Source organism: Algoriphagus aquimarinus, assembly GCF_900112005.1.
Lineage (GTDB): Bacteria > Bacteroidota > Bacteroidia > Cytophagales > Cyclobacteriaceae > Algoriphagus > Algoriphagus aquimarinus.
This window is the reverse complement of the sequence record NZ_FOKK01000007.1, coordinates 1-16,140: the sequence shown is the minus strand read 5'-3', so window position 1 is coordinate 16,140 and position 16,140 is coordinate 1. Positions and strand designations below refer to the sequence as shown.

The 16,140-nt window shown below is 41.1% G+C and carries 10 protein-coding genes; 4 read left to right on the top strand and 6 right to left on the bottom strand.

The features are described 5' to 3' along the window. Nucleotides 1-1,250 precede the first annotated feature (1,250 nt). The 6 genes from BM291_RS10490 to BM291_RS10470 are packed head-to-tail and all read right to left on the bottom strand — an operon-like array spanning nucleotide 1,251 to nucleotide 6,471. The gene (locus BM291_RS10490; protein ID WP_092897125.1) at nucleotides 1,251-1,619 is read right to left on the bottom strand and encodes a hypothetical protein; all 369 of its coding nucleotides are present in this window, start codon (nucleotides 1,617-1,619) and stop codon (nucleotides 1,251-1,253) included. Nucleotides 1,620-1,631: 12 nt separating this feature from the next. Continuing rightward, nucleotides 1,632-1,781: a DUF5989 family protein gene (locus tag BM291_RS22260; protein ID WP_262481216.1), complete on the bottom strand. Its 150-nt coding sequence runs from the start codon at nucleotides 1,779-1,781 to the stop codon at nucleotides 1,632-1,634. A gap of 1 nt (nucleotide 1,782) precedes the next feature. Beyond that, nucleotides 1,783-2,940 carry an SGNH/GDSL hydrolase family protein gene (locus BM291_RS10485; RefSeq protein ID WP_092897123.1) on the bottom strand — a complete coding sequence of 386 codons (1,158 nt, stop codon included), beginning with the start codon at nucleotides 2,938-2,940 and terminating at the stop codon, nucleotides 1,783-1,785. A gap of 2 nt (nucleotides 2,941-2,942) precedes the next feature. Further along, nucleotides 2,943-4,820, bottom strand: coding sequence for a carbamoyltransferase family protein (locus tag BM291_RS10480; RefSeq protein WP_245786835.1), 1,878 nt, complete (start codon nucleotides 4,818-4,820; stop codon nucleotides 2,943-2,945). 22 nt (nucleotides 4,821-4,842) lie between these two features. Beyond that, a complete protein-coding gene (locus tag BM291_RS10475) occupies nucleotides 4,843-5,517 on the bottom strand; it encodes a nucleotidyltransferase family protein (protein ID WP_092897121.1) in 675 nt (224 codons plus the stop codon). A 3-nt stretch (nucleotides 5,518-5,520) separates the two neighbouring features. Further along, a complete protein-coding gene (locus BM291_RS10470) occupies nucleotides 5,521-6,471 on the bottom strand; it encodes a polysaccharide biosynthesis protein (RefSeq protein WP_092897119.1) in 951 nt (316 codons plus the stop codon). A 119-nt stretch (nucleotides 6,472-6,590) separates the two neighbouring features. Between BM291_RS10470 and BM291_RS10465 the strand changes: the two genes are divergently transcribed. From BM291_RS10465 to BM291_RS10450, 4 genes are all read left to right on the top strand, one after another. Further along, nucleotides 6,591-7,451: a class I SAM-dependent methyltransferase gene (locus BM291_RS10465; protein WP_092897117.1), complete on the top strand. Its 861-nt coding sequence runs from the start codon at nucleotides 6,591-6,593 to the stop codon at nucleotides 7,449-7,451. 178 nt (nucleotides 7,452-7,629) lie between these two features. After that, entirely contained in the window at nucleotides 7,630-14,724 is a 7,095-nt protein-coding gene (locus tag BM291_RS22465; protein ID WP_217647303.1) for a PKD domain-containing protein, read from the top strand. A gap of 100 nt (nucleotides 14,725-14,824) precedes the next feature. Beyond that, on the top strand, nucleotides 14,825-15,727 hold the full coding sequence (locus BM291_RS10455; RefSeq protein WP_175499680.1) for an MraY family glycosyltransferase: 903 nt from the start codon (nucleotides 14,825-14,827) through the stop codon (nucleotides 15,725-15,727). A 106-nt stretch (nucleotides 15,728-15,833) separates the two neighbouring features. Continuing rightward, a partial coding sequence (locus BM291_RS10450) for a helix-turn-helix domain-containing protein (protein WP_092897111.1) occupies nucleotides 15,834-16,140 on the top strand: 307 nt, incomplete at its 3' end.

Here is a 16,140-nt window from a genome sequence, read left to right as displayed (position 1 = left end):
CCACAGAGTTGCGCAGAGAATAACACATAGATTCACTAAGAATGGAGTGCCGCTCAGCGATACTGGTTAATCTTTTAATCTTTAATTATTTATATGTGTATTCGCTTAGCTGTACGTATGCACTTTATATTAATTCTAGAAGTTCAAATTTGGCAATTCCCCCTTTCCAAGAGGGGGCAAGGGGGATTTCTCACTACTAATACTATGTATTATTCTAGAATGTGCATTCATGCTGATACACTTAAATATTTAAGCAATTGCCATTACTCAATACCTCTCGATGTTGTCTTGAATCTCACCCACTTAAAATACACCGCGTCCTCTACATTCCCTCCGAGTCCTCTGCGGTTAAAAGCTATGTGTATTGAAAAGGGCTGAAAGCCCAAAATACCCTAGCCCAGCTCGCTAGGGCTGGGTTTCAAGTCAGCCTAATCCCAATTGAAGCTCTGAAGGAGCGCAATAGAACTATCAACAACTTGAGTTCTACTTATCAAAATACACCGCGCCCTCTACATTCCCTCCGCGTTCTCTGCGGCGGTTTAAAACGATACTTACTTTGTGCTTTACCGATCGTGCCTTCGGCACTCTGTATAACTCACTCATAATACTACCCCAGAATTTCATTCTGGGCATTTACAGGCCTTGCCTTTGGCAAGAGAATTAAAACATGCAACTGAATAGTTGTGCCAAAGGCACAAATAGTAATAACCCTGAATCCAGCGAAGCGAAATTCAGGGTTAACAAGTTGTCTCAGGTAAATGAGAGTGCCAACGGCACGATCGGTATCTCACTCAATCATAAAAGACCCCTTAATCCTTTGCGGTGTTCTTCGCATCCTTCGCGACTCCTAGCGGTAAAAATAAAATTCGTTCTCATCCTCCCGTATAGGCCAACATTTCCAGAAGATGATTTTGCGCGGGAGGGTAATTGAAAGGTAGGACCACTTCGTGGTCATTTTCTGTCTTCAGTTATATCGTTTAAGCTATAAAACTGTCGCTGCCAAGAAACTCCGACAATAATCCCCTCTGCGGAATTCTTCGTGCCCTCTGTGGCTTTGCGGTAAAAATGAAAACCGCGGCTAATTAAAAACTTATATGTATATCCGCTTTTCTACCAGTAAAGAGGGAAAAGCAATCTAGAATTTGTTCAAATTTATAATTGAGGTCACTTCGGTCTTCGGTCATCGGTCTTCCGACCAGATAAGCAAAGAATCTAAGGCAACTGGCATCATTGCGGATAATCACAAAAACTTACCAAGGATTCTTCAAATCCTCAGCTTTGAATTGCTTATTCACTTCCTTATACGCCGTACTCACCGGTCTTTTGATTAGTAAAGGATCTGATTTTGTGAAAATATTCGCCAAAAAGGCAATAGGAGTAAGGAACAAATAGAAAATAGCTCCAAGCAGGATATTAGGTACTATCATGCTCAACAGCTTAGTCAACTGAAACCAAACCCACTCGATCTTTTTACTGATCCACTCCGATAGAATACTTAAGATACCTATTCCAAATGCTACGAATAGTATCCACTTTAAAGAGAAGATAAAGTATACTAAAATTAACCCAGTACAAATCACCAAAACCGTTTTGCTGGGATCACTTTTTAATGCTTTCATTAAGCTATTGAATTAAAATAAGGTGTAGATAAAAGGTGCTAGTGCACTACCTCCACCAAAAATGATTAGAACGCCCAACAATAAAAGAATGAAAATTACCGGCGCTAGCCAGAACTTCTTCCTTTCTCTCATAAAGGCCCAAATGTCTTTTAGGAAATCCATCTTAATTAGTAAAATATGTTTGTTGAATTGTCTTAGAAATTAAATCAGTACTATAGGCAACTCCACCTTTATTAAAGTGGCAATCATCGTAGAAGTACGCATTGGTTTTTGGAATTAAACTCTCCAGATCTAATAAGTTCACCGAATCTTTTGCCGCAAGTTCAATAATAGACTGGTTCATTTCAGTCAATCTGCCTGCTAACTCATCCTCTGGATATCTCTTATCACCTATACCTACCATCCAGTGGGAATTGGAAAGGTTGTTTTCCTCCTCACTATCCCAGGTAAATGTCTGGGTCAAAAGTAATAAGTCTATGTTTTGACTTTTACATATTCCTATAAAACTTTGAGTATTTCTTTCGTAAATGGAAATATCAAACTCAGGTAAGGAGGATTCCAGAGGCAAACTCTGAACTTCCTTTACTTTGTCCTTGTAGTTGGTAGACAGGAAGATAGCTTTCCTTGCACTTTCCTCTTCAGGATTCATCACATTGATTAATCTTCTAACCAACTGAAAATTGCTGAGGAAAAACTTCAAATCCACTTTCCAATTTCGTTCTACCTCTGTTGACTTCACAGGGAAATGCAGATAATCATATCCTGCAGCTAGCCTGTTCAAATCATTTATTCCTGGGAAAAGAACAATCAAATCAGGCTTTAAATGTACCAATCGCTGACCTAGCATAGCCAAGTGATCTGGACTGGCATCACCCGATTTGCCAGCATTATAGACCTTGATCGATTTGCTCGGATTCTCTGCCTGCAGTTTCTCTTGAATCTGCCTCTCAAAACCAAGTTTATCGTCAATAAATAGATTTTCTGTAGTACTTCCGCCTACCAAAAAGATCCTGTATTCATCACTAGGCTTCGGGGAAATCAAAGAGTCTCCTCTAAAGCCCATGTTATTTGTAGTGAACGTAGTGGAGGAATCCATCAAAGGTAAATCGGACTCAATTTCAAACGTATAAGATACTTTTTTTGAAAATTGAGATTCAATAAACTGATTGTTGAGGGGAGCCGAGTTCTTATACTTTGCAAAAGGATCTGCCACTGGAGCTACTTTCCAAAGGATAATTTCCACCACCACCAACATGATCAATATCATGGGTACCGTGATCGTAAAGAAAGATTTGATATCGTTTTTGGAAATCAAGCCCATGTTTAGTCCTTTTTAAACTCTACCATCCACTTATCCTTATTTTCCCAATCAGGCTGATCCTGCTTGAAAAACACATACTCATTGATCACCAACACATCCATTTCCGTACTCATAAAGCAACGGTAAGCATCATGCGGTGTACAAACTATAGGCTCACCTCTCACATTGAAACTTGTATTGACTACAAGCCCATAAGAAGTCTGACGTTGGAATTCCTTGATTAAATGATAGTACCTAGGATTGGTGTTCTCATGTACCGTTTGGATTCTTGCAGAGAAATCCAAGTGGGTTACTGATTGTATATCACTACGCTCCTTGTACAGTCTCTCCCAAAGCCCCATGCTGTTGTAGTCAGCAGGAAGTTCTTTTCTCCTGGATTCTTTCACTGGTGCTACAAGTAGCATATAAGGAGAAGGCTCATCTAAGTCAAAATAAGTGGACACTTCTTCTGCAAGCACAGAAGGAGCAAAAGGCCTAAAGCCTTCTCTATATTTGATTTTAAGATTCAGCTTCTTTTGCATCTCAGGGTTTCTTGCGTCTCCCAAAATACTTCTATTTCCAAGGGCTCTAGGTCCAAACTCCATTCTACCTTGAAACCAACCCACTACCTTGCCCTCAGATAGCTCCTTAGCTACCACAGGATACATGTTTGCAAGATCCTCGTACTTCGTGTAGTTGCCTTTCACCTTGCGGCTCATCAACTCTATTTCCTTACTTGAATAGGATGGACCTAAGTAGGAACCAAACATGGAGTCTGGCTGATCTGCCTTCAACCTTTCCTGTCCAAAGGAGATATAATTTGCTGCCAATGCAGCTCCTAAAGCTCCACCTGCATCACCCGCTGCGGGCTGTATATAGATGTTTTTGAAAATTCCGGATTTTTGAAGTTTTCCATTTGCCACACAGTTAAGCGCAACACCACCAGCCATCACCAAATTCTCCGAATTGGTAAGTCTTTTGGCTTCCATTGCCATCTTTAGGACAATATCTTCAGTTACTCGTTGGATAGCCAAGGCTAGGTTACAGTGAATTTGTTCCAATTCACCTTCCTCACCTCTACGCTCAATTCCAAACAGTTCCTTCCACTTATTGTCATGAACCATTCTCAGGCCAGTGGCATAGTTGAAGTAACTTTGATCTAACCAAATAGAACCATCCGGGTATATTTCGATTAGATTTTCCTTGATTAGTTTTTCGAATCGGGCAGTTTCTTCAGATTCAGGATTCCCGTAAGGAGCCAAACCCATCAACTTATATTCTCCGGAGTTTACAGTGAAACCTAAGAAATAGGTAAATGCACTGTAAAGCAGACCTACAGAATGAGGGAAGTTCAACTCTCTCAGCACTTCAATCGAAGCACCCTTTCCATGTCCTATTATAGCTGTACTCCATTCACCTACACCATCGATAGTCAAGATAGCCGCATCTTCAAAAGGAGATGGGTAATACGCACTAGCCGCGTGAGATAAGTGATGCTCTGGGAAAAGCATGTTCAAGTCCTTTGACTTATAATCCTCTACCTCAGCTAGACCTTCTCGAATCAATTTTTTCAAGAACATCTTTTCGTTCAACCACACAGGCATAGCCTTAGCGAAAGAAACAAAGCCCTTTGGTGAAAACTTATAATAAGTCTCAAGAAGCCTCTCGAATTTTAAAAGTGGCTTATCGTAAAATACTACAGCATCTAGTTCATCAATAGAAAAACCTGCCTCCTCTAAGCAATATTTAATTGCATTTACAGGAAAATCAGGAGTGTGTTTATCTCTGGTGAAGCGTTCTTCCTGGGCTGCAGCAATGATTTTTCCATTTTCGCAAATGGCTGCTGCAGAATCATGGTAAAACGCAGCTATGCCAAGGATTTTTATAGACTTATTTTGCATGTAGTATTCTAGGTGATAGTAATCAGGATTGTTGACTATTCATTTGAGTCAATTGCTCTATAGTGTCTATAGTAAACCATTTGTCAGGGAAAATTGAAGAACAAAATAATTCATTCTTCTGAATTAAGTTTTCCCATACTTCTCCGAAATCCTCCACTGAGGACATCATTTGGTTTATTTTATAAGGGTTCAAAATTTGAATCCCTGAGCAATACGATTCTGCAGGATCATTTCTATCCAGTTTGATTACACAATTTTCTTGATGGTGGATAAAATCTCCCACAAGTCCATTCACTGGCAGAACGGGAACTACCATACAGGCAGGACTCCCAAGTCTTTTATATTCTTCTAAAATTAAATCAATTTTAAGATCAGTCACGTTGTCTGAGGTCAATACCAAGACAGGCTCATTGATGCTAGCTAACAGGGTGTTGAATATCCACCAGGAATTGCCTTTGCCTTCCGTATTGAATACAGAGTGAACCCCTAATTCAATAACGTGTTTGGCAAGTTCCGCTCCTTTATAACCTACAGTTATATGAAGGTTTGGTACATGTGGAACTAGTTTTTTGATCCCATTAGCAATCAGGGTAGAACCCCATAACGGAGCCATAGGCTTTGGGATGATGTTGGTAAGAGGTGCCATTCTGGTACCTCTACCCGCAGCCATGATTAATGCGTGATTAATCTTATTCATGGTTTATTGCTCCTCAATAGGTGGATTGTTGATGATAGCCAAAATCTCCTCACGAGTCAGTTTATCCGTATTTGCAGACGAAAGTCCAAATGATACAGGATTCTCTACTTTGTCATTGAAGGAAATAAGGTAATGCTTAATGCCATCAAATTCTAATTCTTCAGTATAGGCTAACTCTAGGTCACCAATTAGGAACTCATCGTCTCTTTCTCCTGGTCTTCCTTCTATCTTCTCCCATTTACCACCTTTTTCCTCAATCCAAGTTTGAAGAATGTCCTGCATTTGAGCAGCTTTCATATATCGGGAAAGGACTTTCCCTTTTGCTATATCAATGTTGTCCATCGCTGTAATAACAAGATTCACAGCCTCATCTACAGAAAAGAAGAATCTTCTCATCTCTGGACCAGTTGTGCCTATCATGCCGGTTTCTTCCAACATTTTTTTCCAGATAGTCAACACAGAACCTGTAGACCAAGCTACGTTTCCGTATCGTACTGCTGTGAATTTAGTAGATGATTTCCCGTCCATTGCACAGAAAATACGCTCCATCACACTCTTAGACATTCCGTAAATGTTCCTTACTGGAGGAGCAGCCTTATCAGTGGAGATACCAATGACTACAGGGATCTCTCTTTCTACGGCAACTCTAGCTACGTTTTGTGAACCTAGAATATTCACATCCACGCACTCCATAGGATATTTCTCTGCCAAATCCACAAACTTAGTGGCTGCAGCATGTATCACCACATCGGGTTTGAACTCGACGAATACATCTCTTACAGATTCTATGTTACTGATATCCAGCGGTGCTACCTGGCATCCTGTATACTTTGAAGCAAAAAGATTTTGTTTGTTGTTTCTACCGGTTAAAATAATTCGGTACTCATTTTTAAGCTTTAAAGCTAGGTTTCTGCCCAAAAATCCGGTTCCACCGGTTATCAAAATTGTCTTCATTCTGTGAATTAAATTGAATTTTACGTCCGCAAATCTAAGTAATGATTATTTGTTTCCATTTTTTTTCTTACAAATAATGCCAATTGTAGTTAATGATTTTTTGATCTATATTCTATTCTATGAAAAATACCATTAAAAATTTTCTTAGAAATTTCCTTACTACAATAATGAGTCCCAATTGGATTTGGAATCTTTATAAGCCTATTGCTGAACTGAATGCTGATATATATCTTAAGAAAAAGCAAAAAGAAAAAGCTGAAAATGATATAAAGTTTTTTGAAAAATTCAGGTATTTGATTTCAGATACCGTACAGTCAGGTCCCTTTAAAGGATTAAAATATCCCTTCCTAAGCTCTTTACATTCCACCTTGTTCCCTAAATTATTGGGATGCTATGAAGCAGAGCTACACGAGGTTCTCAACAAGGTGTTTCATAAAAAATATTACTCTATTCTGGACATAGGCTGTGCCGAAGGTTATTATGCAGTAGGGCTTGCCAAGAGATTCCCAGACTCCATAGTATATGCTGCTGATATTAATCCTGAGGCCCGAGAAAAAACCAAAATCATGGCTCATGCCAACGGATTTACAAGAACTGATACGTTTCAGGTGATAGAGGAAATTACCCCCGGTTTTCTTTTAGGGATGGACCCATCGCAAAGACACTTGATATTCTCGGACTGTGAAGCATATGAGTCTATTCTTTTCTCAGATGAAGTGATTTCCCATTTGAGTAATTCCGATATTATCGTGGAACTGCATGATTTCATTTGTCCAGGTGTTTCGGATATGTTGCAGAAGCGCTTTGAACTCACTCATTCTGTGCAACTAATAACAAGCATAGATGATTTGTTTCGTTACAGGATGACTTCAAATCCTGATATCAAGAAATTACCTATTTCGGATCAAAATAATATTCTTGCAGAGAAAAGACCAACTCAAATGGAATGGATCTTTTGTGAGGCCAGAAATATGGAATGAGTGTAAATTATAAGAGATATTTTCAGGTTTCATGGCAAACTGGTTCTATTTTTGACCTAAATTGAATTATTGAACAGTAGATTGATTACCCATCAATACTGCAGGTATTTAACTAATACCACAAGAATCACTTATGAGCAAAAATTCGTACTCAAGACTTTTGATTTTTTTGCTAATAATGCTTTCCAGTTTGGGAGCAATTTTCGCTATCTCACCATTTAGAAATAATGATGATAGGCTAAGCCAACTCTCAGACAGGCTTGAAGCCTTGTCGCTGGTTTCTTCAGATACTATTCCAGGAGCTGGCAATGCACGTACACTGGCTGATATAGAGATCCCTATTCGAACAGGATTTCCTTTTTGTGAGACTTTTATCGGTACTGATCTTAGAGAGAATATTGAATTTGGAGGTAATGCTGCTGCTGACGTTCGCCTTACCGGTAATTCCCTACAGCTTACTGGAGTATCTAATGACGAAAGTGGATACATGTTCGTTGATATCCCATTCTCCTCTTTATTCGGTCTTAAAGTCTCCTTCGAGTTTTCCAATTATGGGGGATCAGGTGCCGATGGGGTAAGTTTCTTTATGTTTGATGGTTCCATTCCAGTTGCTGATTTTTCTATTGGAGGTACCGGGGGTGCCTTAGGCTATACTTCTGTTCGTGCCACTGCCAATGAGGCGATCTTAATTAGCCCTGGCCTAAAAGGAGCATACCTGGGAATTGGATTTGATGAATTGGGTAATTTCGGAAATTCCAGAACAGGGAAATATGGAGGCTTTGAAGATCCTACTAACCTAGACGCACTTAGCAATACCCCCTTATTTCCCCATTCAGTAGTGGTAAGAGGTCCTGTAGATGGGCCTCCTCCTTCAGCACCAGCCACGCCTTTTCGAGATTGGGATAGAGTAAATTCCAATAAGTTTATTGCAGGTACAGTGGGGCTTCCTAGATTTGATTCTTACAAATTTATTGACGGACGGATCTTTGACCCAGCTAGCACTGGAATCGCCGCTACCAATCCTCCTGTTTCTGTCGCCTCGTATCTGCACTCTGAGAAATTTGAAATAGATACCGATGCATTCTCTGCATCATGTCCAGATGAAGGCTTTAGAAAAGTTTTCCTTGATCTAACGCCAGTAGATGTCAATGATCCTACACAAGGGTATACCATAGAGATCCTGATGCTTATTAATGTAGGAGGGGTTGTTAAGATGGTCAATGTATTCAACGGTCCTATCAATTATCCTTACGCAGCACCAGAATTACTAAAAGTTGGATTTGCAGCTTCCACCGGACTTCAAACGAATTTCCACGAAATCAGAAATGTGACCGTCCAGGTTTCCAGTGAAGATAAATTGGAAAAACCATTGGTAGGTGAATTAGATGAAGAAGTCTGTGAGGGAGAAACAAATACCTTTGACCTAGATGTGGAATTACGAAATGACGTCACCAATGCCTTCATTAGATGTCTTCAATTATATTATACCGTAGCAGAGGCAGAAGCAGTAGTTGCCGCTGATGCGATCAGTATCCCTTTCCCAACTCCTCCCTTAGCAGCTCCTTCTTCTTACTGCCCAACTGGAAATTGCGTCGATCTTCTTTGCCGTCCAGAAAGAACGTCCAGAACTGCTTACGATAATGTAACAGGTGAGGTAGCTGGTCAATTCGAAGTTTTGCTGGTTCAACAGGCCGGCCTAGAAGTTCCTAAAGTGAGGTTTACACCTCAACCAGGTTACTCTGGAGTAACTACCATCTATTACACAGCTACAGACAACTTTGGACAGGTTTCAGATGCTAAGCCAATTACCATCACCATCAATCCTCAGCCTGATCCTATTCTAACCACCCTTGATCCTCTGGTTTGGGAGCAGCAAGAGACTGCCGCCATCAAAGTGCTATTTAATATAGAGCCAGTAGAATCAGGTGATACATACAAGTGGTTCAAAAACGGAGTTCAAATCCCAGCACAAAGTGGTACTAGCTACACTGCAACCACTGCTGGTGATTATACGGTAGAAGTTACCACGGCCTTTGGTTGTATAGGTACTTCTGCACAAGCAGTGAAACTACTCATTGTACCTGATTTAAATCCCGATTTCAACAATACACCTATCCGTGAAACCTGTCAGGAATTAGGCAAAATAACAGTAAGTATTAATGGCGTAGCCGTGACTGGAGTCGATTCCGGTGGTAATCCTGGAAATGAAAAGTGGAGAATACTTTCTTCTACGGGTGCCATAATTGAAGACTGGACATTTTTAACCACTGGACAAAGTGCTATCAATTACTCTGATCTTCCTGCAGGGGATTATATATTCCAACTTGGAGATGAGTTTCGATCCGGGCAAGCTGGATCTGATGGTCTGCCGCTCTATCGACACGTAATTCCTTTTACCATTTTACCTATAGAGAATCCTCTTCAGATTGCTTCTATAGTAGTGGTGGATGAACTCTGTTTTGGAGAGGGTGGAAGCATTTCCGTGGAAGGTGTCGGTGGCGATGGGCCCTCTTCTTACGTTTTTTCCATTACTAATACTGCTACTTCTGTATCCTACACCCCGACCTCCGTTTCAGGAACAACGGCACTATTTAATGATTTGCCTCAGGGAAATTATAACGTTGACCTAAGTAGCGGAACCCGTTGTCAGGTAACTGATACGGGAGCTGTCTCTGGACCTACTGCCCCTCTGGCTATTAGTCTGATAGATTCAGATGGGACCTCATGTGGCGTCGCTACCAGTGCTTATGCTACCTGGGAAGTTGTAGGAGGCACACCAGCTTACTCTTTGGTGAGCCTCACCAAAAATGGTTCTGCAGTTTCTAGCCCAAGCCTAAATCAAAATGCAGGAGTATTTGCATTCACCAACCTGACTATAGGGGAATATATCCTGACTGTTAAGGATGCAAATGGCTGTGAAATTTCTTCTCAGCCTCTCCAATTAAATGATATTCCAGCTCCAGTCTTCGAAGTTTCTGATGCTGTGGCCTGCGAAGGGCAGGTAGTAAACTTATTGCCAACTATTGTAGATATCAGCAATTCCTCTCCCGTCTTTACTTGGAAAACGCCAACAGGAGCAGTGATCACCAATGGTTCTACCATAGCAGGAGTGACCTATACGCTTTCAGATCATGATTCTGATGCTTCTACACCAGATCAATTAAGTATTTCCGGTTTATCCGCTGGAGTATTTCCTTACATACTTTCCGTTTCCGGAGAAAATACCTGTAGCGTCCCGGATTTGACCGCTACAGTTTCTGTATCTGAATATCCACCGGTGAAGGAGGTTTTGACCAAAAACCTCGATTGCTTTGAAGATAATTCAGGAGAATTGGAAGTTGTAATGGATGCAGGAGTGGACCCAACCTCTTTTTCCTATGAGATTGTTGGTGTAAGAGCACTTCAGGATAGCCCTAGCTTCACAGCCTTGCCTGCCGGCATTTACCAAATAAGAGTAATTAACAAGGTTACTTTCTGCGAAACGATCATTGACAACGTAGAAATCACCCAACCGGATTTATTGGAAATTCTTGCCTTGGATTTCACTAACCCAAGTTGTTCTGATCCTAACGGAACAATCACATTTACAATAAATGGAGGTACTCCCGCTTACGAAGTTGAAGTAAACGGAAATCCTCTTTCAGACTACACCAATACAATTTCAGGTAATACTTACCTGATTGAAGATTTAGTACCAGGTGACTATAGTATTGTAGTAAATGACGGATTGCTGTGTCAGACTACATCACCTACACTTAGCCTGGTAAATGATGACTTGGATCCCTTGTCCACAGTGGATATTGATGCGGAAATCTGCTTCGGCACGGATGCTACTTTGACTCCTCAGATTACCACTCCGGGAGCCTACACTGTTACTTGGTTCAAGGACGCAGCTGCCACTGTACCAGTTACAACCAGCACAACTCCAGATGCTGATGGGTTGACTTACCAGATAAATACGACCGATTTCAGCCTGACTATCTCTGGCTTGACAGAAGGAGCTTTTGCTTATTACTATAGAGTAGAAGGGCCTCAATTATGTCCTGATTACATATTTGAAGCTACCGTCACAGTTTTTCCGGAATTGGAAGCTATACTTTCCCTCACAAATGAAACATGTTTTGAAGTTTCGGATGGGTCTATCACAGTAGACGCAACAGGTGCTAATGGTACCTATGAGTACAGCCTCAATGGAGGTCCATTTGTGAGCACAAATCTGTTTGAAAACCTTAGCCCAGGGGATTATTCTGTGGAAATAAGAAGTACAAATGGTTGTTCAATTATTGAAACTGCCACTATTGAAGGACCTGCAGGGCCAATCGCAATTAATACCCCAGATATACTTAGAGCAAATTGTGGTTTGCCAAATGGTATAATCCAGAATCTTGTGATTTCTGGAGGCTGGGGCACATACCAAGTAGAATGGAGAAAGGGATCTGCTACAGGGACTATAGTTCCTGGAGATATCACAGGCACAGCAGATTTATTTCCAGACACCTATTTCCTACTTGTAACAGACTTAAATGGTTGTACTGAGGTTTTTGATTTTGTGGTTGAAGAATCTTCGGATCCAGTTTATCAGCTTACCCAGCCTCAAGAAAGTTGTGAAGGAGATGATGTGACCATATCACCGATTCACTTAGCTCCAAATCCTTCCCTACCACCTGCAGCACCAACTGAAGTCCGATGGTATAAGAATTCAGGCCAAGTAGATCAGATAGCTACAGGTCCTGATCCGCTCAACTCTGATGTTACTTACCTGATAGATGACGCCGACTGGCTTAATCCTAAGATTACCATTTCAGGCTTAGAAGAGGGTGTATACACCTACTATTTCTATGTAGTGTGTACGGGCGCGGAATTGTCAGTAGATATCACCGTTTACCCTACACCTGTAGTGACCTTTGATGTACTTTCTATTAGTTGTATAGATGCCACAGATGGAAGAATCTCATTAGCTACCGGCGCAGATCCAAACTTTACCTATTCCGTCAATGGCGGATCGCCTATAGATCAAGCTGCTTTAGAAGCTACATTATTTGCTCCGGGACTCTATACAGTTTTGGTGGAGCAAAATGGCGTGGGCTGTCCATCTGAACTCTACTCCATAGAAGTATTGAGCCCTAATGCTGGGTTAGCATTCGAGAAAATTGTCCCTATTGATCCAAGTTGTGGATCACCTACGGGGATAGTATCTGGAAAAGTTATAGGAGGATGGCTTCCTTATACGATTACCCTGTCTGAAGGAAGTACTGTTGTGGGTACCCAAACATCCTCAGATGGCCTGTTTAAATTCGAAAATCTATTAGAAGGTAATTTTGATGTTGAAGTCACTGATAACAGAGGTTGTATTATCTCCTCTCAGGTGGTGACACTTACATTTGGACCTACGCGAGTAGATGTAGAGGATGTGACTATTTGCGAAGGTGAAATAGCAGTCCTTACTCCTTCCATGGCACCTTTCAATTCAGCAGGTGTATTTAAATGGTATTTCGATAGCAATAAATCAACAGAAATTATCTCCTCACCAAGTCCTGCTGCTGACGGTAAAATTTACCAGATTTCAGCTCAGGGAGTGCTGACTATAGCAGGTGCCACTCCTGCTGACACGCCAGTAAATTACTATGTGGAAGTAGTAGGTACCGGTATTTGCGAAGGGTTCCTCGCTTCTCCTGAATTAGTCATGGTCAACAAGCCACTGATTACTCCTCAGGTACAAGACGAAGTTTGCTTTGGAGATAAGGGTACAATCACCCTTTCCGCCACCTTGGGCAATGGTACCTATACCTATAGTATAGATGGAGTGAATTACCAGTCAAGCAATTCTTTTGAAGTGATACCGGGAACCTATTCAGCCTTTGTAGAAAGTGCTGGTTGTATTTCCCAACTCGATGGCATAGAAGTTCTAGGACCAGATTCAGCTTTAGCTATTGATGCTGTCACTCCTGCAGATCCTACTTGTAATACTGCCTCAGGTACTATTACGGTAGACTTCTCTGGTGGATATACCAGTGGATATACAGTGACTTTGAAAAAGCAAAATCAAGTCATTGCCACTCAAAACGCCTCTTCTCCAGTAGTATTTGTTGACTTGCCTGAAGGTACTTATACCGTTGAGGTTTCCGATGGATCCTGCCTTGTCTCTAGCGATGCAATAGAATTAGTCTCTCAGGATACTCCTATACTGGCAGATGATAAGGTGATTTGTGAAGGCGAAGTGGCTACTCTTGTGCCATCCACAACTCAGGTAGCTGGATCTCCGGAATTTGTCTGGTTCTTTGATTCTGCAGGAAATCAAGCGATTACCAATGGCGCTTCCAACAACGGAGTGAGTTATCAGATTACCCCTTCCGGTGAATTGAGCATTGCTGGCTTATTAGCCAACACTAATGCATATACTTATTATGTGACGGTGATAGGAGCAGGTATTTGTTCGCCTCCTTTATTACCTGTCAAAGTTACTGTAAATGGTATTCCGAACTTAAGAGTATCGAACCCTTCCATTGTCTGTGATCCTGATGAGACAGTAGATCTACGGAAATACATAGAAGGATTTAACAATGCGAATTACGATTACCTGGTAGTAGGTCCTTCTGGAAAGGCGCTACGAATTGAAGATATTGACGAGGTAGATCAAACTGGAGATTACATCGTTCAAACAAGTTTCAAGGGTACTAGCTGTTGGTCTCCTTTACAGAGAATTCGCGTGATCATATCAGACGAATTACTGGTTCCTGATTTTGAATACGAAGCCGATCTAGGTGGTGGTATTTTAGTGTCAAATGGAGAAGTTCAAATACAGGAGGATGTGGTGTTTGAAGACCTATCAGAAGGCAAAGTGATCTTATGGAATTGGGATTTCGGTGATGGCTCAAGCAGCGCAGAGCAAAATCCTACGCATCAATACCAGTCTAAAGGAACTTATACGATTACCTTAACTACCATTGATCAGTTTGGCTGCGTAGCGGAAGTTCAAAAGGTGATTCAGGCATTCGATGATTACTTGGTGATTGTTCCGAATGCATTTACCCCTACAGGAGCGAAAAACATATACTTCAAGCCTGTTTATAGAGGGATTGTCAAAATGGAATTCTATATTTTCAGTACCTGGGGTGAGCTCATCTTCCAAACTGAACAACTTGAGACATTAGGATGGGATGGAACTGTTAATGGAAAAGCGGCTCCAAACGGGAACTATGTATACAAAGGAATATTTAGATCAAAATCAGGTGAGGAAGTTCAAAAAGCTGGTACTTTTGTGCTTATCAGGTGATCTAAAGCAACAGCCCTCAAGTTAGAATTTTATGTTCCTTAATTATTTTATTGTTTTTTTATCTCTGCTGCTAATAGCCTTAATTTACCACAGGCTTGCATTGAGGTTTAACATCATTGACAAGCCTAATCATCGCAGCTCTCATATCCACTCTACCGTAAGGGGAGGAGGTATTTTATTTCCTCTTGCCGTGATCTTTTGGTGGATGGCGTTTGATTTCCATCATACCTGGATGGTTCTGGGGATTATTTGGATTGCAGCGATTAGCCTCTTAGATGATATATACACTATATCTAGTAAAATACGCTTCATCATTCAGTTCATCGCCCTAACCATGGCGTTTTACGATTTGGATGTCTTCTTACATGTGAATTGGCTGGCCCTGCCTGTCCTGTATTTTATTTCATTGGGAATCATCAATGCCATCAATTTCATGGATGGAATCAATGGAATCACAGGTCTGTATGGATTGGTGTTCCTGGGATCTATGCTTGCAGTGAATATTTACACAGGGGTATTTGATCAGTATTTGCTGCGCTATGAGATCTTAGCGATTTGCGTTTTTCTGCTCTTCAACCTCCGCAAGAAAGCACTGATGTTTGCTGGCGATATAGGAAGTATCTCACTCGCTTATTTAATGATCTACATACTGATACAATGGTATCTGACCTCAGGGTCTTGGACCGTCGTATTATTTCTGCTGGTATATGGTGCTGATGCCGTTCTTACCATGGCAGACCGACTGCGGAAGGGAGAGAAAATATCTGAACCCCACCGCTCTCATCTGTACCAAATACTGGCCAATCAAGGTAAAAATTCCCATGTGAATATTGCGATAGCTTATGCCGCTCTTCAGCTTGGAGTCAATTTTGTATTCTTTATCTATCCAAAATCTACCCCAAGTTCTTACCTAGGTATAGGGATGATAGTAGGGGCAGGTCTGCTCTATGTGGGTATAAAAGCAATGCTGCTCAGAAAGTATTCAAACGTTCCCGCTCAGTAAGAAATTACCACAGCACAAACAATAAAAAGGCCCAGAGAAACCCTGGGCCTTTTTTTTTATGGACATGTGTCCCGTCCTGAAATAGCGTTACACAAAATGTAATGTTATGAAAGAAGAACAAGAGAGTAAGTATGTTAAGCGAACCCAACGAGATTACAGTTATGCTTTTAAACTATCGGTTGTTTCAGAGATAGAGCGTGGGGAATTGGGAATAAAAGCCGCCGCGCGCAAGTATGGAATTCAGTCTCATTCTACAGTGACAGGCTGGTTAAGGAAATATGGTAACTTTGATTGGGTGAACAAATCCACTTTAAAGATGCCTAAATCAAAGGATCAAAAACTGTTAGAGCTCGAGCAGAAAGTGCTTCTTTTGGAGAAGCAGAAGAAAGAACTTCAAAAGCAAGTACAGACAG